The 23,134-nt window shown below is 30.2% G+C and carries 22 protein-coding genes and 1 riboswitch; of the genes, 20 read left to right on the top strand and 2 right to left on the bottom strand.

Going from position 1 to position 23,134, the window contains the following annotated elements:
• Window positions 1-42 precede the first annotated feature (42 nt).
• The 11 genes from V7Q02_RS08530 (at window position 43) to V7Q02_RS08480 (ending at window position 12,927) form a co-directional block, all read left to right on the top strand.
• Window positions 43-243, top strand: coding sequence for a hypothetical protein (locus tag V7Q02_RS08530; protein WP_333860586.1), 201 nt, complete (start codon window positions 43-45; stop codon window positions 241-243).
• Window positions 244-313: 70 nt separating this feature from the next.
• Window positions 314-790 carry an SAM-dependent methyltransferase gene (locus tag V7Q02_RS08525; RefSeq protein WP_333860585.1) on the top strand — a complete coding sequence of 159 codons (477 nt, stop codon included), beginning with the start codon at window positions 314-316 and terminating at the stop codon, window positions 788-790.
• 231 nt (window positions 791-1,021) lie between these two features.
• Window positions 1,022-2,503 carry a TIGR02677 family protein gene (locus V7Q02_RS08520; RefSeq protein ID WP_333860584.1) on the top strand — a complete coding sequence of 494 codons (1,482 nt, stop codon included), beginning with the start codon at window positions 1,022-1,024 and terminating at the stop codon, window positions 2,501-2,503.
• Window positions 2,504-2,510: 7 nt separating this feature from the next.
• Window positions 2,511-3,653 (top strand): TIGR02678 family protein, encoded by a 1,143-nt coding sequence (locus V7Q02_RS08515; protein WP_333860583.1) that lies wholly within the window; start codon window positions 2,511-2,513, stop codon window positions 3,651-3,653.
• Between the two features lie 10 nt (window positions 3,654-3,663).
• Window positions 3,664-7,746, top strand: coding sequence for a TIGR02680 family protein (locus V7Q02_RS08510; protein ID WP_333860582.1), 4,083 nt, complete (start codon window positions 3,664-3,666; stop codon window positions 7,744-7,746).
• 4 nt (window positions 7,747-7,750) lie between these two features.
• Complete coding sequence (locus V7Q02_RS08505) at window positions 7,751-9,043, top strand: TIGR02679 domain-containing protein (protein ID WP_333860581.1); 1,293 nt, start codon at window positions 7,751-7,753, stop codon at window positions 9,041-9,043.
• Between the two features lie 52 nt (window positions 9,044-9,095).
• Entirely contained in the window at window positions 9,096-10,154 is a 1,059-nt protein-coding gene (locus V7Q02_RS08500) for a leucine-rich repeat domain-containing protein (protein WP_333860580.1), read from the top strand.
• Between the two features lie 29 nt (window positions 10,155-10,183).
• Window positions 10,184-10,242, top strand: a riboswitch (Fluoride riboswitch).
• 72 nt (window positions 10,243-10,314) lie between these two features.
• Window positions 10,315-10,743, top strand: a complete 429-nt coding sequence (gene crcB / locus V7Q02_RS08495; RefSeq protein WP_333860579.1) for a fluoride efflux transporter CrcB — start codon at window positions 10,315-10,317, stop codon at window positions 10,741-10,743.
• A 2-nt stretch (window positions 10,744-10,745) separates the two neighbouring features.
• Window positions 10,746-11,102 carry a fluoride efflux transporter CrcB gene (crcB, locus tag V7Q02_RS08490; RefSeq protein ID WP_333860578.1) on the top strand — a complete coding sequence of 119 codons (357 nt, stop codon included), beginning with the start codon at window positions 10,746-10,748 and terminating at the stop codon, window positions 11,100-11,102.
• A 113-nt stretch (window positions 11,103-11,215) separates the two neighbouring features.
• Entirely contained in the window at window positions 11,216-11,680 is a 465-nt protein-coding gene (locus V7Q02_RS08485) for a pyridoxamine 5'-phosphate oxidase family protein (protein WP_333860577.1), read from the top strand.
• 260 nt (window positions 11,681-11,940) lie between these two features.
• Entirely contained in the window at window positions 11,941-12,927 is a 987-nt protein-coding gene (locus V7Q02_RS08480; RefSeq protein WP_333860576.1) for an NADH:flavin oxidoreductase, read from the top strand.
• A 71-nt stretch (window positions 12,928-12,998) separates the two neighbouring features.
• On the opposite strand, the gene V7Q02_RS08475 is transcribed toward V7Q02_RS08480, so the two are convergent.
• Entirely contained in the window at window positions 12,999-14,813 is a 1,815-nt protein-coding gene (locus V7Q02_RS08475) for a serine hydrolase (RefSeq protein WP_333860575.1), read from the bottom strand.
• 194 nt (window positions 14,814-15,007) lie between these two features.
• Between V7Q02_RS08475 and V7Q02_RS08470 the strand changes: the two genes are divergently transcribed.
• The 9 genes from V7Q02_RS08470 to V7Q02_RS08430 all read left to right on the top strand — a co-directional run bounded on the left by V7Q02_RS08470 (window position 15,008) and on the right by V7Q02_RS08430 (window position 22,532).
• Window positions 15,008-15,811 (top strand): lipid II flippase Amj family protein, encoded by an 804-nt coding sequence (locus V7Q02_RS08470; RefSeq protein ID WP_333860574.1) that lies wholly within the window; start codon window positions 15,008-15,010, stop codon window positions 15,809-15,811.
• Window positions 15,812-15,831: 20 nt separating this feature from the next.
• Window positions 15,832-17,406: a histidine kinase N-terminal 7TM domain-containing diguanylate cyclase gene (locus V7Q02_RS08465; protein ID WP_333860573.1), complete on the top strand. Its 1,575-nt coding sequence runs from the start codon at window positions 15,832-15,834 to the stop codon at window positions 17,404-17,406.
• A gap of 207 nt (window positions 17,407-17,613) precedes the next feature.
• Window positions 17,614-18,177 (top strand): sigma-70 family RNA polymerase sigma factor, encoded by a 564-nt coding sequence (locus tag V7Q02_RS08460; RefSeq protein WP_333860572.1) that lies wholly within the window; start codon window positions 17,614-17,616, stop codon window positions 18,175-18,177.
• Window positions 18,174-19,577, top strand: a complete 1,404-nt coding sequence (locus V7Q02_RS08455; protein WP_333860571.1) for a hypothetical protein — start codon at window positions 18,174-18,176, stop codon at window positions 19,575-19,577. The genes V7Q02_RS08460 and V7Q02_RS08455 overlap by 4 nt, the downstream gene beginning before the upstream one ends.
• A 117-nt stretch (window positions 19,578-19,694) precedes the next feature.
• Window positions 19,695-20,630 (top strand): helix-turn-helix transcriptional regulator, encoded by a 936-nt coding sequence (locus V7Q02_RS08450; RefSeq protein WP_333860570.1) that lies wholly within the window; start codon window positions 19,695-19,697, stop codon window positions 20,628-20,630.
• A gap of 74 nt (window positions 20,631-20,704) precedes the next feature.
• Window positions 20,705-20,959 (top strand): zinc ribbon domain-containing protein, encoded by a 255-nt coding sequence (locus V7Q02_RS08445; protein WP_333860569.1) that lies wholly within the window; start codon window positions 20,705-20,707, stop codon window positions 20,957-20,959.
• Between the two features lie 163 nt (window positions 20,960-21,122).
• Window positions 21,123-21,887, top strand: a complete 765-nt coding sequence (locus tag V7Q02_RS08440) for a MerR family transcriptional regulator (protein WP_333860568.1) — start codon at window positions 21,123-21,125, stop codon at window positions 21,885-21,887.
• A 27-nt stretch (window positions 21,888-21,914) separates the two neighbouring features.
• Complete coding sequence (locus V7Q02_RS08435) at window positions 21,915-22,190, top strand: hypothetical protein (RefSeq protein WP_333860567.1); 276 nt, start codon at window positions 21,915-21,917, stop codon at window positions 22,188-22,190.
• Between the two features lie 12 nt (window positions 22,191-22,202).
• Window positions 22,203-22,532: a YetF domain-containing protein gene (locus tag V7Q02_RS08430; protein ID WP_333860588.1), complete on the top strand. Its 330-nt coding sequence runs from the start codon at window positions 22,203-22,205 to the stop codon at window positions 22,530-22,532.
• Window positions 22,533-22,557: 25 nt separating this feature from the next.
• On the opposite strand, the gene V7Q02_RS08425 is transcribed toward V7Q02_RS08430, so the two are convergent.
• Window positions 22,558-23,034, bottom strand: coding sequence for a peptide deformylase (locus V7Q02_RS08425; protein WP_333860566.1), 477 nt, complete (start codon window positions 23,032-23,034; stop codon window positions 22,558-22,560).
• Window positions 23,035-23,134: the final 100 nt, after the last annotated feature.

The raw sequence follows: 23,134 nt of genomic DNA, 5'->3' as shown, positions 1-23,134 counted from the left end.
TTATAGTCTTTTTTTAATGGGACAGGCACCATTAAGTTTATTTTGAACTACGCCGCATATTGTTATGCTAAGGAATATGATGCTTTCAAAGATGGGATCACATGTGGACAATATTTTTTAAAAGAAGAACCACAGATTAAGAAATATGGCTTAAATTCTAAAGAAATCGAAATATATATCTTGAGAGATTTAAAAAATAATTATTTTGAATATAAAAGTATAAAGTCAAAAAAATCATTGTAGTATTAATTTATATCAGTATACTTAATATTAACGGCGCCGTAAATAAAATATAAAATAAGGAGAGTTATTTATGGAACAGTTTAATTTAAGAGTAATTGGGAAAATTTGTGTAGATAATAAAGGCATGAGGGCAGTTCTAAATAAAGAATATATACCTGCTCTTATAAATTTAGAGGGATTTGGTTATATAAATGTATTATGGTGGTTTGATAGGTGTGATAATTTTAAATCCAGAGCAAAACTTATTGAGAAAAATCCATATAAAGGTGCCCCAGAAGTATTGGGGACATTTGCCACACGATCCCCTGAGAGACCAAATCCTATTGGACTTAGCTGTAGTTGTATTACTTATATTGACTGCGAAAAGGGAATTATCGGTTTAGCTTATATAGATGCTGACAATGGAACACCTGTCTTAGATATTAAACCATATACCCCTAGTCTTGATAGAGTGGAAAAGCCAATGTCTCCAAAATGGTGCTCTAATTGGCCTGAAAGCGTGGAGAAGTCTGGAGATTTTGACTGGAGTACAGTATTTAATTTTTAATCTACAATAAAATTCAAGCTATTAAATATCTTTAGTTTTTTCCTATAGTATATTTGTATAAGTTTTTTAAGATTCAGATGGAGATAGGTATTTCTTTATGATAAACTTCATCTGAATCTTAAAAAATTGGCAGAAGTATGACAAAAATCATTAATAAAGATTATCTTTATATGATATAATATGGATGTTTGAAAAAGGGAACTTACTTTTATAAAAAGGTGATTATTTATTATGAAAATAACGGATAAACTTACTAGGCAAATTGATGAAATGAGATATCTTACAGCAGAAAATGCTTGGAGATATAGAACTATTTTAAGGTTTTTTTATTTACAATATGAAAAAATGAAGTATTGGATGTATAAAGAAGAAGTATTTGAAGAACTTAAAAAATATAATGAATTTAAGAATTACACCATAGAGTCCTGTCGGCAGGATTTAGATGTGCTTATATCATGGAAAAATCTTATGGCAGTTCAAGACACTGCAAAAGTTACTACCGTTGAGGAATTTAAAAACAAGCAATTTAGATATGAACTTTCTGAATACAGTGTGGAAATAGAAAGACTCACCATAAAACTTGAAAATTTGTTTATAGAAAGTGCCTCTCTTGAGCCTTCACTTCTTGAGAGAATAAAGGAATACATTGAAAAACTCACTGAAATGACTTCTAAAAATGAAAAGGAAGTTGGAAGCTGGTGGAATTCTCTAAACAATGACTTTAAAAGGTTAAATCAAAATTATCAGGATTATATAAGGGATTTATATGGTATTAAAGCGGATGAACTCATGAAAACAAGAGAATTTTTAATATTTAAGGATAAATTTATAGATTATTTAAGAGATTTTATAAAAAGCCTTCAGTATAATTCATCTCATATAGAATATCTTCTTGGAAATTTAGATAAGGATCAGGTAAATCAGGTGCTTCAGAAAGTTTTAACCTATGAAAAATCCATACCTAGAGTTGACATGAAAGTAACTGATGATATGTTGGAGGACAACATCTATGGTAGGTGGGAAAGTTTGTGTAATTGGTTTCTGGCATCTTCGGGCAGGGAAAGTGAATCAGAAAAACTTCTTAATATAACAAATGAAATAATAAGAAAAATAACCCGTTTTGCATCTCAAATAGCGGAAAGCAGAAACAGTGCTTCTAATAGAAGAGAAGAGTACAGAAAACTTTGCAGTATGTTTTTAAATTGCAAAGACATGGAAGAAGCACATAAACTTTCGGCAGTAAGTTTTGGGATTTTTAATATGAAACATATTAAAGCACACCCATATAGAAATACTGAAAGCATAAATAGTGGAATTTTTGAGGAAGAACCTTATGTGAAAAAAATCAATCCTAGAATTCGAAGTTACAGGGAAAAATCAGAGAGAAATTCCATAGTGGATAATAATCAGAAGAAGAAGGCCATGTTTGAAAAAGTAATGAAGGAAAGAGAAAGGGAGAAAGAAATTATGAAAGGGTATGTGAAAGATGGATGCATAGAGTTTTCAAAACTTCCTAAAATACCTTCAAGTGTGAGAATAACTCTTCTTAGGTGGCTCAGCAAAGGAATGAACAGTTCTGATGGGAGAGGTAAAACTGAAGACGGCATAAAATATATAGTAGAGATTCCAAAAGATGAAGAGGAAAGATGTACTTTGGATTGTGATGATGGCAATCTTTTAATGCCACCTTATATTATAAAGTTTGAAAGGTAGAATTTAAATGAATGATCTTAAAATATTGCTTGAGAATTACTGGATAGGGAAAGATAAAAATAAAGAATTATACTATAGATTAAAAGACAGTATAGCAGAGTTTAAAAGTTTTTTAACAGATAAACTGGGATATAACCTTGTTATAAATCCTTATTTAATAAAACTTGAAAAATTTCCGGGAAAAGCAGAGGGATGGATGGGAATTAAGGCTTTTGAAAGTACAATGGAATATGCATTTTTGTGTATTCTTATAATGTTTCTTGAAGATAAGGGAAAAGAAGAACAGTTTGTTTTATCCGAAATTACAGAGTACATACAGGCAAATTATCCGGGAGATGAAAGTGTAGATTGGACATTGTACAGACATAGAAAATATCTTATAAAAGTTTTAAGATTTGCCACTTCCATGGATATGATGATTGTTGACGATGGCGAAGAACAAAACTTTAGAAATAATATGGAAGCGGAAGTATTATATGAAAGTACAGGTCTTTCAAGGTATTTTATAAGAAATTTTCCCATGAATATATTAGACTATAATAGTTATCAGGATATTGAAAAAGAAGAATGGACTGATGTTGACTCAGACAAGGGATTTATAAGAAGACAGAGGGTATATAGAAGGATTGTGATGGGGCCTGTAGTATATAATTACGGGGCTGAAGATGTGGATTATAATTATATAAAAAACTACAGAGGTATGATTTCAAATGATCTTGAAAAGTACTTAGATTGCAGTGTTCATGTACATAGAAATGGAGCAATGATGGTTATAGATCCGGAAGACAATTTGAAGGATACATTCCCTGGAAACAGGGCCATAAGTGATGTAGTAATGCTTTTTAATCACTTGATAGTTGATGAGATAAAGGAAAAGAAAATTCAGCTGAATGTAGATGATACTGCGATAGTTTCCAAAGCTTATTTTGAAAGCTTGGTAGAAAAGCTTAAACAAAATTGCGGTATGGGTTGGAGTAAGGAATACAGGGAAATGAAGCAAAGTGAACTTGTTGGAGAGATAATGGTGTATATGCAGGACTTTAATATGATAAAATTTGTGGAGGATGGCAGAGAAATTAAAATACTTCCTCTTTGCGGTAAGGTAGTGGGGATATATCCACATAGTTTTTTGGAGAAAATAGAAACATAGGAGGATCATTATGGAAGATAACAGATGGATTATAAATAGAGCTGGACTTTTGAATTTTTGGTATTATGATGAAGAAGAGTTTGATTTTTCAGATGGCAAGCTCCTTTTAAGGGGTTCAAATGGTTCTGGTAAATCAGTTACCATGCAGAGTTTTATTCCACTCCTTTTAGATGGAAATAAAAGTCCTGAAAGATTAGATCCCTTTGGTTCTAAAGCTAGAAAACTAGAAAATTACCTGCTTGGAGATGAAGATAGTGGAAAAGATGAATCTATTGGATATGTCTATATGGAATTTAAAAAGAGAAAAACGGAAAATTATATGACCGTAGGTATGGGATTTAGAGCTTCCAGAGGAAAAGCACTGAAGTCTTGGGGATTTGTCATAAATGACGGCAGGAGAATAGGCCAGGATATTTTCCTTTATAAAAAATCTGGAGGAAAACTTCCACTTACAGCCAAAGAACTTCAAAATAGGATAGATTCAGGCGGTCAGGTAATAGAAAGTCAGAATGGGTACATGAAACTTGTTAATAACTACCTTTTTGGCTATGACAATATAGAGGACTATGATGAACTTATAAAACTTTTGGTGCAGCTTAGAACCCCTAAGCTTTCTAAGGATTTTAAGCCTACAGTGAGTTATGAAATAATGGAAAATTCTCTTCAGCAGCTTTCAGAAGATGATTTGAGGCCTATGTCAGAGGCTATAGAAAATATGGATAACATAAAAAGTAGATTGGAAGAAATGAAAGAAGCGAAAAAAGCGGCAAACAGAATAAAAGCTGCCTTTGACAAATACAATAGATTTTTTATAGTGGATAAGGCTAAACTTTATATAAAATACAACAAGCAGTTTGAGAATATGAAATCTGAAAAGGAAAACTGTGAAAGGGAAATAGAAAGAGCAAGGGCATCCCATGAAGCTGCAGAGGAAGAATTAAAAAATCTTGATATGGAAAAAAGTATATTAGAAGATAAGAAAAGAGAATTAGATAAACACGATAGTATAAAGATAAGGGAAAAAATAGAAAAATTAAAAGAGTATATTGAAATTCTAAATGTACAAAAAAGTCAAAAAAAACAGATACATGATAAAAAGAGACAGGATGAAGTTACCCTAAACAACAATATAAAAAAGCTAGGGGAAGAAAGAGATGCAGGACGGGATAAAATAGAACATATGTTAGCTGAAATGGATGAGATATCAAAGGAAATATATTTTGATGAACAGAGTTTTTTAAAGGATGAATTAAAGAGCAGTTTAGATAGAAAGTATTCCTTTAATTATGTGGAAAATAATCTGGAAAAGTACATGAAAAACATAGAAAAGGCATTGGAAGAACTAAGGAAAGAAAGAACAAAAAATATAGAGTATGATAGGGCTCTGGAGGAGCTTGAAAAAAGTAAACAATATAGAGAAGAAAAGCTTAAAATACTGGAAGAAACCAAAAATCTGCTTATGGAGATAAAAGGAGAATATATCGAGAAAGTATATGATTGGAAAAATAATAATATAGAATTTAAATTTTCAGAAGAGGGTATTGTATCTTTAACAAGGGCAGTAAATAATTTTCACTATTTAAGTTCCTTTGACGATATAATTGCCCAAGTTAGAAATGAATATAATAATTTTGAAAAAGAACTTAGCGGCATGAAATATAAAATGGAGATAGAAAAGGAGAACTTGGAGAAATTATTAGAAGAAAAAAATCAGCAAATAAAAATGTGGAAAAATAAAAAAGATCCTGAACCTGAAAGAGAAGAAAAGGTCGTTGAAAACAGGAAAAAACTCCAGCAAATGAATATTCCTTTTATTCCATTATATATGGCAGTGGATTTTAAAGAAGATGTTCCAGATGAAATAAAAGGAAGACTTGAAGAAGCTCTTATGGATATGGGTATTTTAGATGCACTTATAATTCCTAAAAAGTATGAGGAGAAAATTTTAGGTGTTAATTTAGATACTACTGCGGATAAATACATATTCCCATGTAAGGAAAAAGATAGGGATAATATATCCAGTTTTCTTAAGAGCGAATCTATTTCCATAGATGGAATCGACCGCCAGTATATAGAAGATATACTTGGAAGTATAGGGATAAATAAAAATGAAACCTGTGTTAACGAAAAAGGACAGTATTCCATAGGGCCTATAAAAGGAAATGTAACTAAGATTTATGTACCTAAATTTATAGGGTCAAGTGCTAGAAATAAGTACAGGGAAGATGTGATAAATAATCTTTTAAAGGAAACTAAGGAAGTAGAAGCATATATTTTAACCTGTAAAAATGATATAAATAATATTAATATGAGAATTAAAGTACTTGAAAAAGAGTTTGACAGTATCCCATCTAATAAGGATTTGTTTGAAGCTGTACAACAGCTGAAAGATGCGGATTTTAAGTATGAAAAAGCTTGTGAAGACATAGAAAACAAAAATAGTGTTGAAAGAAAAATATATGGAGAATTGAAGACTATTAAGGAAAAGGTATATGAACTAACCTATAAGTTGAATATAAAAGCTAATGTTAAGGACTATGAAGAAGTCCTTGAATGTGCGCAGGATTATAGACAAAACTTATTTAAGCTTGAAAAAATCCACGGTGAATTTTTACAGGTTCTAGAAAAAATTCAAATTTTCAAGGATAATTTGGAAGATATTTTGCAGGACATAGATAATATTATATATGATTTATCTTCGATTGAAAGAGATTTGAAAGAATCATCTATTACCATGGAAAATTCCAAACAACAGCTGGAACTTTCAGACTATGAATCTGTAAAAAATCAAGTAGAACAGTGTATAAGGCTTTTAGGGGAAATACCTGAAAAAATTAAGACCACTGCCAGGAAGAGTGAAAGAGAAAAAAGTATATATGAAGAGCAAAATAAAAAAATTAAGGATATTTTAGAGAAAATGGAAACACTTAAGAAAATTTTGAGTGTATATGAAAAGTCCTTTATGGAAGAGATTGAACTTGATTATGTAAGTACAAATAAGGATATGAAGATTTTGGAGATAGCCGGCAAAATTGTGAAGGAAACAGTAATAGATGAGAAAAGTTTAAAAGTAAGAGAGGATTATGGCAATGTGCTGTTTCAAAGATTTCAGGAAAACAATCAATATTTAAGAGAATATACTGTAAGAACTGATTATATTTTTACAGATGAGCTTGATACCAAAGATGAAGATTTAAAAAGAGCCAATGCCACAAGAAGAAGAGTAGACATAATGGCAAAGGTAAGGGGAAAAGATGTAAGCTTTTATAAGCTGGTTGATTTCATAGAAGAAGGTATAATAGAAAATGAAAAACTTCTTCAGGAAGGAGACAGGCAGCTTTTTGAGGATATCTTAGTGAATAATATAAGTAAAAAGATACGGGCAAGAATATTTCACAGTGAAAAATGGGTAAAGAAGATGAATGAGCTTATGGAATCCATGAATACATCCAGTGGATTATCCTTTTCTCTTAGATGGACCAGTAAAAAAGCGGAAACTGAACAGCAGTTAGATACAAAAGAATTAGTAGACCTTTTAAAACAGGATGGAAATTTAATGAAACCCTCAGATTTGAATAAACTTTCAGAGCACTTCAGATCAAAAATATCAGAAGCAAGGAGAATGTTAGAGGATAAAGGCTATAGTCAGACTTTTCACAGCATTATGAAGGAAATATTGGATTATAGGAAGTGGTTTCAGTTTAAACTGTACTTTGTAAAAAAGGGCAGTAATAAAAAAGAACTTACAAATAATGCTTTTTATCAATTTAGTGGAGGAGAAAAAGCTATGGCAATGTATGTGCCTCTTTTTTCTGCGGTTTATGCAAAATATGAAGGGGCAAGAGGTGACAGTCCAAGAATAATATCACTGGATGAAGCTTTTGCCGGAGTGGATGAGAGAAATATACGGGATATGTTCAGACTTTTAAATGAACTGGATTTAAATTATATAATAAACTCCCAGATATTATGGGGAGACTATGATACGGTTCCATCTCTTTCTATATGTGAACTTTTAAGACCTGATAATGTAGAATATGTTACAGTTATGAGATATAGGTGGAATGGAAAGGTAAAGGAGCTTGTGACATAATTTTATGGATGAAATATTATTGGAAGAGTGCGTTCAATATTTTAAAGATAATCCAGGTTTTAAAAGGGTATTTAAGAAAATTCAGGAGAAATATAGATCTCTTGGTTCTTTAGGAGGTACTATAAATTTAGTTAATTTAAGTGATTGTGAGAAGGATGCACTTACAGGATTTTTTAGGAAAAATTATTATGGAAAATCAGCATCAATTAAAGTTGAAAATTTTATCAGAGCCTTAGACCACACTAAATTTTCCGGCGTTGATTTTAAAATTGTAGTGGAAAAATATTTTAACCAAAAGCTGTATTCTAAAAAAGAAGAGAAGCTTGAATACCAGAGAAAAAGACAAGTATTCTATAAAGATATTATAGATGAAATTCAAGGTATACGGGTAAAACAATGGCTTTTAAATGTACTTGAAAATAATGGTGAGGGTTCAAGGTTTATAAACCAGAAATATCATGAAGATAAGAATAATTTAAAAAATAACTTAAAAGCTGTATGCAAGGCACTTGATATAATATCATTTCAAAAGGATAATTTAATAAGAATGGCAGTTTTGGCATCTAATGTTACGAAGGATCCTCATTTTTTTGATAATGACAGGGATGGTGGTAAACTTCTTGTTTTTGCAATAGTATTTTTTAAAGATATATCCTATCCTAAAAATGCAGAGGACCTTTCAGAACTTATGTATAGTGCTGGAATAATAAAAGATGAGGTTTCCAATTATACACTATGCAGTGGTATGCTGGGGTACTTAAAAAATAATGAAATACATCAGGGATGGCAGGGATTTTATAACAGTGGAGAACCTATACAGGTGTCACTTTTTAATGTAAGTAGGGTTTCAAGAATTGTAAGTCCCGGTAAAAAAGTGTATGTATTTGAAAATCCCACCGTTTTTACTGAAATACTTAACAGAACTATTGAATTTAAGCCTTCCCTTATATGTACCTTTGGAAATTTTAAATTGGCATCTCTTGTTTTAATGGATAAATTAGTTGAAAGTGGTGCTTATATATACTATTCGGGAGATATGGACCCGGAGGGTATAATTATGGCAGATAAACTAAATCTCAGGTATGGAAAAAAACTAATATTATGGAGATATGATATAGAGGATTACAAAAATATAATATCTGATGTGGAACTTACTGAAATAAGAATAAAAAAATTACATATGGTAAAAAGTGAAAAATTAAAAAAAATGTGTGAAACTATATTAAAGTATAAACGTGCAGCTTATCAAGAATTGTTGATAGATAAATATGAAGAAGATATTAGAAAGGATCTTTGAATTATTTTATTTGCTATACTTTAAAATATAAAAGTGTTTAAGGAGGATTAAAGTGCATATTAAAAAATTTTTATTAAAAAACTTAAGAAAAAAAATAGCATTGGTGGCTTTAACAACAGTATCAGCTCTTTGTGGATTATTAGGAATTAATCAGGTACAAGCTAATGTGCTTAGAAATACAATTGCCATTACCGAATCTACATCTAGTGGGTCAAGCGTGGATACTTCTTATCCAACTATAGTTAACAATAATGTAATAACTTTTAAAGATAAAAATTTAGAACAGGTAGTAAGAGATACACTAAATAAACCTACAGGTGATATTTATAAAAATGATGTAAACACCATTCTGTCACTGAATGCTAAAAATAGGGGAATATGCGATATTACTGGAATAGAAAATTTATCTAATTTACAAAACCTTGATTTGAGTTTCAATGAACTAAATGATATAAGTCCGTTAAAATCATTAATTCGCCTAAATACCCTTTCCTTAAATAACAATGAGGTGAAGGATATAAATCCATTAAAAGATTTAACAGGCTTGCAAAATCTTAATTTAGGTATTAATGAAATAAGCGATATAAGTCCGTTAAAAGGGTTAAATCATTTACAAACTCTTTATTTCAGCAGCAGTGAAATAAGTGATATAAGTTCATTGAAAAATTTAACTAACTTACAGAGTCTTTATTTTAAAGGTGATAAAATAAGTGATATAAGTCCATTAGAAGGACTGATTAATTTGCAAAAACTCTGCTTATACGGCACTCAAGTAAGTGATATAAGCCCATTAAAAAGATTAATTAATCTCCAAGCACTTGATTTGGGATGTAATCAAATAAGTGATGTGAGTGCGTTAAGTGGACTAACTAAGTTGCAAATCCTTAACTTGATTTTTAATCAAATAAGTGATATAAGTCCATTAAAGAATTTGACTAATTTACAAATACTCAATTTAGCCTATAATCAAATAAATAATATAAGTGAGTTAAAGCAAATGTCTGCATTAAAGACACTTTGTCTATATAAAAACTCAATTGATGAAGCTGATATAAAGATTTTAAGTGAATACTTGCCTTATTGTGATATTCAAGTTTTCAACATAATCTAGTAGTAATTTTTTTCATTTTATGCTATACTGAAGTCAAAGGCGATGGAGTTCGCCATAACCGCGAAATGCTGATGACTCCTGCAGGTAACAATTTTGTTATTTGTGGGAGTTATTTTGTTTTTAAGCAGTTTTAAATTATAATATAAGGCAGGGATAAAAAATGAGAAAGTATATATTTATTAGTATAGGAGGCATGTTAGGTGCTATTTTAAGGTATGTTATCAGAAACACTCCCATTAGTTATTATCATGGAAATATACCCATAAATACTTTAATTATTAATATCACTGGAAGTTTTATTTTGGCCTTGATTTTAACAATGGCCTATGAAATTTTAGAATTTGATGTTGATATCAGACTGGGAATTGCTACAGGATTTATAGGCTCATATACTACCTTCTCCACATTATGCAAGGAATTTACAACGTTGTTTTTTGAAGGAGATTATTTTTCGGCAATTTTCTATGTTATTATTTCATTGATTTTGGGAATTATAGCTGTGTATTGTGGAATAGTTTTTGCAAGAAAAATTATAGTAAAATTGATTAAAAAGAAAGAAAAATCAATGAGTAAAAGTGGGGTGCAGTGAATATGAATTTTGTTTTTGTTGGAATAGGAGGCGCATTTGGAAGCTTATTAAGGTATAAATTAGGTGAATTTATTTCAAAGAAATGTTCTAAAGGATTTCCTGTAGGTACTTTTGTAATCAATATAACAGGGGCTATTCTTCTTGGGATAGTGAGTGGTCTAGGTATCAGTAAAGACATGTACCTATTATTGGGAGAAGGTTTTCTAGGAGCATATACTACTTTTTCAACATTTATGTATGAAGGATTTAATCTGTTTCAGGAAAGAGAGAAATTAAATGCAATTAGTTATATCTTAGGGTCTTTAATATTAGCTATTATTGGGTATGCTTTAGGACTTTGTATAAATAGGCTCCTTTAGATAAAGTCTAAGTAAGTTAAGTGTTATCAGGTGACTCAGAGAATTAGGTGAAGTTTACTATAGGAGCTGAGTATCCCTTTTGGATAATCAACACTCATGAAGGGGGGTATATTATGTTTAAAGAAATCAGAAGAAAAGATCGAAAATTAGAAAATAGTGAGGCTGAGGAACTTTTAAAAAGATGTGATTATGGCATTTTGTCAACTTTGAATCAGGAGGGATATCCTTATGGAGTACCAGTGAATTATGTGTATTTAAATAATGCACTTTATTTTCATTGTGCTCTGGAAGGAAGTAAAATTAAAAACATTTCTATTAACAGTAAGGTGTCCTTTTGTGTAGTGGGTAAAACTTGTGTTATTCCTGATGAATTTACTACTAATTATGAAAGTGTTGTTGTGTTTGGAGTGGCAGGAGAGGTTCTTGGAGAAGAGAAGTATAATGCACTCCTTGAAATATTAAATAAATATTCCAAAGAATACCTAGAAACTGGAAAAAGTTATATAAGAAAGATGGAAGATAAAACTAAAGTTATAAAAATAGAGGTAGAACATATTTCAGGTAAAGCACGAAAGTAAATTAATGAGAAAAGTACTTAAAAGAAAAAACCGGCCAAAGGCCAGTCTAAAATAATTCGAAAAGGGAATGATATTTATAGTATGTCCAAAATCTTGAAATTATATACATATTCATTTAAATATAATATAAATGAAATAATTGAGTAAATATAGATTCAATAGTACAGTGAGTTTAATCCAGCAACAATAATAGTTTAATTGACAATTAGAAATAGAATGATTATATTTAATGCATATCTATTATTAAAGGAGATGGTGTTTTGAATTATTTAAATAAACCATTAAATACAGATAAACTATTATTAAAAAATAGATTGATTATGCCTCCTATGGCAACAGCGAAATCTGGAGCAGATGGAAAAGTAAGTGAGGAAATTTTAGAGTACTATGATGAAAAATCAAAAGGTGGTTATATTTCTCTTATTATTATTGAACATAGTTTTGTGTCACAGCAGGGGAAAGCCAGCAGCAATCAAATGTCTATTGCACAGGAAAGTATGGTAGGGGAATTAAAAAGATTAGCAGAAACTATTCACAAAAATGGATGTAAAACAATAATGCAGATAAATCATGCTGGAAGTGCGGCAAATACGGAAGTCACAGGTATGGAAATTGTGGGACCTTCTGCCGCTCCCAATCCTTTTGGAACAGGAATGACTCCGAGAGAACTTCAAAAAAATGAAATTGGGGCAATTGTAAATGAGTTTAAGGAAGCTGCAATAAGGGTAAAAAATGCAGGTTTTGATGGAGTAGAAATTCACTCTGCCCATGGATATCTTTTAAATCAGTTTTTATCGCCTATTACCAATAAAAGAGAAGATGAATATGGGGGAGACATAACAGGGAGAATTAAAATTCATAAGGATATTGTCAAAAGTGTCCGTGAAGCTGTAGGGGAATCTTTCCCAATATTTATGAGGCTAGGTGCAGCTGACTATATGGATGGAGGATTAACCATAGAAGACAGTAAATTAGCTGCACAGCAGCTTGAAAAAGCAGGAGTAGATATTTTGGATATTTCAGGAGGCCTCTCCAGGTATACTATTCCCGGGGTAAATGAAGAAGGCTATTTTACATCTCTTTCAAAGACAATTAAAGAAGTTGTGTCAATACCTGTAATCGTAACAGGTGGAATTGTTAATTCAAAAACAGCAGATGATATTTTAAGTAGGGGAGAAGCTGATTTGATAGGAGTAGGAAGAGCTATATACAAGGATTCAAATTGGGCTAAAAATGCAATGAAGTAATTGAAAAAAATAAATCAATAGACAGTTTAAATCTTTTAAAACTGTCTATTGATTTATGGAACTAATTTGGACTATTTGATTTTCTCTGCACTTATCTCTTCACCTGATTCATATAGGTATATTCCTGTGACTTCATCTTTGTTATTTGTATTAAATTTGATTTCAACATCATATACTCTTAGAAAAAATTTATTTTGTGATTGAGCAAAGAGTTCATATTTTTGTCCACTGTTGTTTTGTTCACAATACAGGTGTCCATCTTGTTTGGTTATAGATATATTACCAAGGTTGCCTTCAATTCTATAATTTCCCGTATACCTGTCAAGTTGGGTATCATCAATTTTTATTATGGATTTTCTCTTTGGCATTTCATAGTTTTTCCCAAGGGATATATCTGCCAGCGTATTATTAAGAGAATTTACGTTGTAGTATCCCACATTGGTAAGAATAATTATGGTTAAATTTTCATCTGGGTATCTTGCTATATTACTTGTAAAGCCCAGTGTATTTCCTCCATGATATATTTCTTCACCATAAGTTCCTTTGGATAACATCCACCCATAACCGTAGTATATTCCAGAGGATGCCATTTCTATATGATTTGAAAAAATATCTTTTAAGGTAGACTGTTTTACCAGCTTATCTGTATAAAGGGCTCTGTCCCATTTATACAGATCTTCTGTAGTAGAACACAAGTTCCCTGCACCATAGGCACCATTGAGTGTTATTATATCGCTTATAGGAAAAACGTCCAGGTATCCACTATATCCTGTAGAAGTATACATTTTTTTAGTACCGTCATAACTTAAGCCTGTATTTTTCATATTAAGAGGGTCAAATATATTTTTTTTAAGATAATCTATATAATTTGTACCGCTGACTTTTTCTATTATATACCCAAGCAATATATATCCTGAGTTGCTGTAGTTGAATTTACTTCCGGGCTCAAATTCAAGGGATTTATTTTTAAACAAACTTATTATATTATTTATATCTTTCAAAGAATCAATATCCATTGACCAAAACTCAGGTAAGTTTGTACAATTTACAATTCCGGAACTATGGGTTAGAAGTTCTTGGATTGTTATAATATTACCATTTGGGAAGTCTGGTATGTATTTGGATATTACATCATCTACATTTATAAGGCCTTTTTCAACTAATTGCATTATTGCCATGGCTGTAAATTGTTTAGTCATAGATCCTATGGGAAATGTGGTGTCTTTAGTGTTTTTGATGTTTTGTTCAAAGTCAGATTTTCCATAGCCTTTATTGAGAATTATACTGCCATTTTGTGCTACGAGTACACTGCCATGAAAGTTATCTGTGGTTTCCAGGGTACTTAAATAGTTGTCTAATTTTTGTGTAGTAGTTAAGCAATTTTCAAAACTTAATCTGTTTTTGAAATAATCTTCTATATTTCTTGAAGGAGTATATATTTCAATGGATTTTGTGTTGTTGTCCCAATTTATTGTCTTTCCAAATACTTCACTGAAAAATTCAAGTGGTACAAAAACAATATTGGTTTTAATAACAGGTGCTGTATTTAAAGTTATATTTTTTCCATTTACAGATATTTTTTTATTATTGTTTTGAATTTTTATTTTATAATTGGAAAGGTTTAATAGGGCATTGTCACCTTTTACTTCCAAGTCTGCATTTGTTCCCAGTTTTTGACATGACACATTGAGGGAAAGCATAACTACTGAATTTACATCTTGATAGGGCTGTACATATTTTGATGGTAGAGTGTTTCCGTCAATATTTATGCTGAACTCATTTGAAGTAGATGTTGTTTCAGCATATGTTGTAGTATCTATTGTATAACTGCTTGAAAGTACTAAAAAAATCCACATGAAAATAAATGCAAAAACTTTCTTAAACATTAAATTATCATCTCCCTTATTAAGAAATTAATTCTTACTATAATTATATCATAAATGAATAGAAAATTTTTACAAATGAAGTAAATTATTATTTTATTTTTAACATCTTAATTTTATTATATATGATAAAATGTGTATATCATGTAACATTAATGAAAATTTATGAATTTACAAGTACAAGGCGGGGATAACAAATGACAATTCAGATTTATTTGGTTTTTATTTTAACCTTTATTATTTACATAATAGGAACATTGGCTTATTCTGCAAGAATTGTAGGGGTAAGAACGGGGAGAATTGCAGTATCCTTTGCTGTATTTAATGTTTTTGTACTGATACAAAGAACGGCAAATACCATTCAGGCCCCTTTATTGGGAAAGACGGTTGATAATAGTATAAATACAGGACAGTCTACTGACCTACTTTATATTTTTAGATGGGTAATTTTTTCTATTACTTTAGCTACAATAGCAGGTGCAATTTTGATGCCCACTTTTATAAAAATATTCAGTAAGTTGGTTGAATCATTTAGTGTATATAGGTCTTTACCTAAATTGATATTTCATGCATTTTCAAAATCAGGAATTGAACAATTTAAAAATAGCATTTCAATTCCTAAAAAAGGTAACTTATATGAATTAAAAAATTTTAATAAGGCTCCTAAGAAGGTAATGTTACTAAATATGATTGCATTTTCTGTATCCAGCATAAGTATCTTGTCAGCATTATATGCTGCATGTTTAAGACCGGATTTAAGAACTACATGTAGTACTTTATCATCTGTGATTAATAGTGTTTCTACGATATTTATGTTTGTATTTATTGATCCTTATTTGTCCATGATGACAGATGATGTAGTAAGAGGAGAATCTACAGAACTGGAATTCAACCGCTGTATAATTTTTATTGTGGGAGGCTTGATTGCAGGAAGTATACTTTCCCAATTTTTATTAGTGCCTGCTTCAAAGCTAATAGTAATTATTGCAAAATTTATTTAATAATTTGTGGGAGGATTCTCATGTACTTTTATAGTAGATTGTTATTTTTATTAGCTTTTATATTAGTAGGGTTTTATACTTTTTTGCATAAAAGAATTAATGTTTCAGGTGTAAGGCCATTTATTATATGTGTTTTGTTAATAGCTGTATGGAATAGCACATATTCTATGGAATTATTAAGTTATACACTGAAGGCAAAGGTTATATGGTTTGTAATTAGAATGACATTTATAGTATACATTCCTGCATTTTGGCTAATGGTAACACTGGAGCTAACGGATAGGCGAAATTTTAAAAGCTGGAAAAATAGTATTCTTATTGTTATGCCTACCATTTCAGCTTTTCTAATTTTAACCTCTTTCTACAATAATTCGTTTATATATAATTTTCATATCGAATCTACACATGGATATAAAATTTTACGATTTGATACAGGCTTTTGGTTCTGGATTAATGCAGCTTATAATTATATTCTTAATACAGTTAATATAGGACTATTGATGCAGGCTGTATTTTCAAAACAATATATTTGGAAAAAGCAAGCCGTTACTATGATTGTAGGAATGTTCATACCAATTATTTGTGATATTATATTGGTGGGTAACTTGGGTTTCAATAAGAATTTAGATTTTACTCCTATTTCATTTCTACTTTCATTATTAGTTACTGCTTTTGGAATGCTCAAGTATAGATTTATGGATATTGTTCCTATTGCCCAAGAATATGCTTTTGATGACATGAACGAATTAATGATAGTGCTTAATCGAAATAAAAAGATTGTGGATATGAATAAAAAGGCACTAAAAATGTTTAATATTTCTATTGCAGAAGTAATTGGAATGCCAGTACATGAAGTTATACAGGATATTATAAAGTATGATTTTTCTAATCCACAGGATTCTTCGTTGCAAATTAATCTGAATTATAAATTTGAAGGAAAAGAGTTTTATTATTATGGTTCTATTAATATAATCAAAGGGAATAAATGTAATATAATTGGGTATCTAGTATTATTGGAGGATATAACAGAATTGACAATTACTCAACAAAAGTTAGAGGAAGCAAATGAAGAATTATGGAAATTAAATCAACAACTTTATAATAAATCTATTAAAGATGATTTAACTGGAATTTACAATAAAAAACAGGTTATTATGTTATTGCAGAATAATTTTAAAATAGCAATAAAAGATAAAATACCTCTTATAGTAGCTATGTTTGATATTGATAATTTTAAGCAAATTAATGATAATTACGGACATTTAGTTGGAGACAGTGTACTTAAAAAAGTAGCTGAGTTAATTAGAACAGAATTAGGAAATAAAGGAATTGTAGGGAGATTTGGAGGAGAAGAATTTTTGATGTTTATGCTATATACAGAATTAAATGCTTCTGCTGGATTATGTGATAAAATTAGGTTGAAGATAAGTAATTGCAAGTTTGAAGATGATAGATTAACTGTTACTGTTAGTGTAGGGGTATCACAGTTGAAATTAAATGATGATATTGATTCGTTAATAAAAAGAGCTGATGATTGCCTATATAAGGCAAAAGCTAATGGAAGAAATAAAATCGAATTGGAAGAAATACTTTAAAAGGGTACAAGTTTTTTTATGGGGTATTTTTGAAGGAATTCTATTTTAAAGTGAAAATAAAAAATAACATAAAAGCAGCAGTAATATTTATAGGTATTATTGCTGTTTTTACTTTTTCATTAATTTAAATTTTCTATATAATCTTGTGAAATATTGGCTTTATTATCCGTATTAATTAATGATAGGACAAAGTGAAAGGAGCTAAAAATGAAAATTAATGATGAAAATTTTTTATTAGAACTTAAGAGAAAGAATCCTATGGCTTTAGAGTACATAATTAATACTTATTGTAATTTAGTCTTTAAAATCGTAATAAATGTACTTGGAAAAGATAATTATGAAAATGCAAAAGAATGTATTAATGATGTATATCTTTTAATATGGAATAAAAGTCATTTATACAATTCTGAAAAATCTTCACTTAAAAATTGGCTTTTGGCCGTAAGTAAATATAAAGCTATAGATTATAAAAGAAGTTTAGTTAAACAGAATAACCTCCAAATAGAAGAACAAGTACTGATTTCTAAAACAGATATTGAAAGTGAGTATATATTCAGGGAAAAGAAAGAAATATTAATAAAATTTCTGCAGCATGAACATAAGCTGGACAGGGAACTTTTTATACGAAAATATATTCTAGATGAGGATATGGGAAGCTTATGTAAAAATTTTAGTTTATCAAAAGGAGCTGTTTACAACAGATTATGGCGTACTAAAAATTCACTTATAAGAAAATTGAATATTTCAAATGAAGTGGAGGAATTAAAATGAAACTAAATTTAAATGAAGATGATATATTAATGCTTTTGAATGATGTTAATATAAATGAAGATGAATTCAGTTATGAAGAAATTAATGAAATTGAAAAGAAGAGAATCTGTAAAAATATTATGGGCAGAGTAAATTCTAAAAAATCTAAATGCAAAAGAAATTTTATTGCAGCAGCTATTATTTTATTCATAACTATTCCTGTAATTATATCCCAAAGAAATGTTTTAGCCAATATGATAGAAAAGCTCACCGTGATATCTGGTATTGGAGAAGTGAAGATTTCTTCAGATACCCCCAAAATTCTTAAAAATAGTTTTAAGCAGGGAAACATAACTTTGGCTAATATGTATATAGACAAAAGTAAAATTGTAGTCACTTTAACCATTGAACCGGAAGAACCTGAGTGCTCTTATTACATTATTAGAGACGAACAGGGTAATTCCTATGAACTCAATAGGAGTGATAATCTTGCCATGATGCCGGATAATCATATAGGGTCATACAGGGCAGAATATAATGGCAAAGTAAAAAAGGCGGATAGTTATACTTTAAGTATTATAGATAGTGATAAAAAATTCACTAAAGCAACTTTTAAATTAAAAAGTTCTGACTTTAAAGAGGCACCTAAATCAAAAATATTATATACTGCAACTAATGGAATAACTACATTGAACGTAACTTCATTAAAAAGAGAGGGAGATATTTTAAAAGTAGATTACTATTTTATAGATACCCTGCCAGATTTTAAATATAAAAGAATAGATAAAGTCAATTGGGGGACCTTTGAAGAAAGCAAAAAATTAGGAGTGAAAGAACCAGTTAGTACAGAAGCAATAAATAAGGGTTCTATACAAGATTCCTATATTATAATTTCCGATGAGTATAATAACGCAGTATATGGACATAACAATATTAATTATCTGGATCAGGGAAATGAATCTCTATTTGATTTAAGCAAACTTACAGGTAAAAAATTAAAGTTAACTGTTCCAAAGGCAGTATATCATATTCAAAATGATTACCTGAGCAAAAATAATGATTTTAATATAAACTTAGATGTTCCTAAATCAGGAAAAAGTATTTTAAATAAAACTGGTGAGTACAAGAAAATTAAATATAAAATTATTAGTATTCAACGGCTATCAGATGACAGCGTAGAATTAATTTACAATTATATAAATAACAATAGTGGGAAATTGCAAACTTGGAACATTGAGTTTGGAAATTTTAATAATTGGGAGAATGGCAGTAGTAGTTGTAGGCGTATCAATGGCAATATTAAACAAACACTTCAAAAAGAGAAAGGAATAGGTAATAAATTGCAATTAAATGAAATTGATGCTTCTTTTTCTTCAATAGGCCCTTTTGAAATAGAATTAGAACCATCCATAATTAAATAGTTTTTAAAGAGCAAAGAACGGCAGTTATTTTACCCAATATCCAAGTAATAGTATAATTAAAGGCAGTAAACTAATTGTTTTAAGATAATAAACTGAGGAAAATGAGGTTTCACTTTTATGAAAATAAACAGATTATTGGCAATTATAGTTATGCTTTTAAATAGAGATAAAATATCTGCTGCGGAATTGTCTAAAAAATTTGAGGTTTCCATAAGAACTATTTACAGGGACATAGATGCAATTAACATGGCGGGGATTCCCGTAGCTTCAAAACAAGGAAATAATGGGGGATTTTATATTTTAGAGAACTATAAAATAAATCATCAATTCCTTGCACTGGAGGATATGATCTCCATAGTGGAAGCATTAAACAATATAACCGGGGTATTAAATAATAAAAATGTAGAAATTACTTTGGAAAAAATGAAGAATATAATACCATCTAGCAGAAAAAGTGAAGTTGACATGCATTTTAAACAAATTTTTATAGATACACTGCCCTGGGGATTCAAAAAGTGTGAAAGTGAAGATGTAAAATATAAAATTATATATAAAGCCTTAAGGGAAAACAGGTGCATAAGTTTTAAATATAGAAATTCAAAAGGAGAATATCTTTTAAGGGAAGCAGAACCTGTTACTCTTGTATTTAAGGGATTTTCCTGGTATATTTTTTCTTTTTGCCTTTTAAAAGGTGATTATAGAATATTCAAACTAACCAGAATGGATGGATTAGAGATTTTACACAAGGGAATTTCAAGGGAGCGAGTTTGCTACAGGGAATATATAGGTGGTGAAAATACTGAAAAATATCCTATAATACTTTCACTTAAATTTTCAGAAAAAGTAAGATATAGAATACAGGATTATTTCCATGAAGAGGAGATGACATTTCTTGAAGACGGAAGTGTTATAGTAAAGACGGAAGTTATAGAAGATAGCTGGATATATTCTATGATATTGAGTTATGGTGAGTATGTGGAAGTATTGACACCGGAGCATATAAGGAGAATTATAAAAGAAAAGTGCAAAAAGATAATTGATATGTATAAATAAATTCAAACATGACATAATGATGGCAAAGCTGTTTTATATAATGTAGATACCAAATATGAAAGGGGAAATATATTATGGAACAGAAATATTGCCAGAGTTGTGGAATGCCTTTAAGTGAGGAGTTTTATGCCAGTGAAGCAAATAATAAGAAAAACTATGAATATTGTATGTATTGCTATGAAAATGGAGAGTTTAGACAGCCAAACTTGACTATGGAAGAAATGATTGAGGTTTGTGTTCCTTTTATGAAGGAGGAAGGTATGGCAGAAGGGGAGGCACGATCTCTTATGAAAAATGTCCTTCCAAATTTAAAGAGGTGGAAAAAGTAGTAGAATATTTTAAACTTTACAGTAAAAGATGTAATGACAATGAAAACCCTGAAGTGGATATATGTGGTCATCAAATAATTTAAAATAAGATATTTCTATACAGATATCTATTGACATTAACGCTGCGTATAGGTTTATAGTTGAATTGTCAGGAGGTGAAGTTATGGAGTATACAGTGCAGAAGTTGGCTATTATGTCAGGTGTCAGTGCACGGACACTTAGGTATTATGATGAAATTGGAATCTTAAAGCCTGCTAGAATAAATTCATCTGGGTATCGTATATATGGGGAAAAAGAAGTAGATAGACTACAACAAATACTTTTTTACAGGGAATTTCAAATAAAACTAGATACTATTAAAAGTATTATGGATTCCCCCTATTTTGATAGGACAAAAGCACTTAAAAAACATCATAATAAACTTCTTGAGAAAAGAATGCAGTTGGATTTATTGATTTCCAATGTGGAGAAGACAATTGAATCCATGGAAGGGAGAATTAAAATGAATGACAGTGAGAAATTTCAAGGTTTTAAAGAAAAACTTATTTATGATAATGAAAAATTGTATGGAGAAGAAATCAGAAACAAGTATGGGAATGACGTGGTAGATAAGTCAAATAACAGGCTAAAAAATATGACCCAGAAAGAATATGAAGAAGTTACCAAACTTGAAGGAGAAATTCTTGAAACTTTAGATAAAGCCTATAGGACAGGTGATGCTTCTGGAGAACTGGCTCAAAAGGCCGCAGGGATGCATGCCAGGTGGATAAGTTTTTACTGGGGAAATTACAGTAAAAAAGCCCATGCATCTCTTGCCAAAATGTATGTGGAAGATAGCAGGTTTAAGGCATATTATGATAGAAAGCAGCCTGGAACAGCGGAATTTTTAAGAGAGGCCGTTTTAATTTATACAGGAATTAAAGAGTAATATTAGGTTAATGAAAGCATCTAACACTTGTTTCAGTTGGATGCTTTTTATCATATAATGCTTCTAGTTATTCTCTGGATGGGGAAGTGTTCTATAAGTGAAATTCTTGTTTTTGATTTTTTAGTTATAATTATTTTAGGGGCACTTGTGGGGGTAGATATATCAGACACTAAAATATCTCATATGCATACAGCATCTGTAGTTATTGCAATAGCTCTTTTTCAGAGGATAGTATCAGGCGTTATAATAAATCACAGGAAAATTGGTCGTTTGATTACTTTTGAACCTACCATAATTATTTAAGATGGGAGATTTATAGTCAATAATTTAAAGAGGATACGCTACTCCATAGATAATATACTTGAAATGATGCGTCAGCAGAGTATTTTTGATATAAGCGAAATACATCTTGGCATTATTGAATCAAATGGAAAGAGATCTGTACTGAAAAAGGACAGCAAGTCAGCTGTTACCATGGAAGATATGGAACTTACAAAAAATTGGCTGTATTCCCAGCTTAAAAAACTAAATGTTGAAAGTATACATGAGGTATTTTTTGCCTCTGTAAATGAAAAAAGAGAGCTTCAAGTTTCCATAAAGGATTGTCAAAAAAATAAAAATGAGCTTCCACCCATATATAATTAAATTACCATAAAAAATTATGTAGAAGCTATTTTAAATAAAAAGATTTATTGTCTAGGGCTCTCATGGTAGCAAGTATGCCATCTAAGTGATCATATTCATGTTGTATAAGTTCTGAAAGATCTCCTTGAAATTTTATGGAATTTTCTTTAAACTCCATATCCCTATAGGTTACTGTACAGTTTTTAAAACGTCTTACCTTTACTAAAAGATTAGGAAAGGACATGCAGTCATCTACTACTACCATCATTTCCTTGTCGGTAAAATTGAGTATGGGATTTATGAAAACTATAGGTTTTTCAATGTACATGTATATGAGTCTTTTGAATACGCCAATTTGAGGGGCAGCAATTGCCCTGCCTGCGTTGTATTTTTCTCTAAAATCCATTAAGGTATCATGTAAATTAGAAATGGTTTGCTTTATTAAATCAATATCCTTTCTTTCCACTGGTGAACTTTTTTTATATAAATCCTCATTTCCAAGAAGCAATATTTCTTTTACCATAAATATAAAAACCTCCTTATGTGTAGTACTTTTCCATACAATTTTATCATATAAGTAGGGGTAAAAAAAAGATTGTCTAATATTTAAGAGATGGTTTTTA

Source organism: Clostridium sp. (genome assembly GCF_036781005.1).
Lineage (GTDB): Bacteria > Bacillota > Clostridia > Clostridiales > Clostridiaceae > Clostridium_B.
This window is presented reverse-complemented; position numbering and strand designations above follow the sequence as displayed.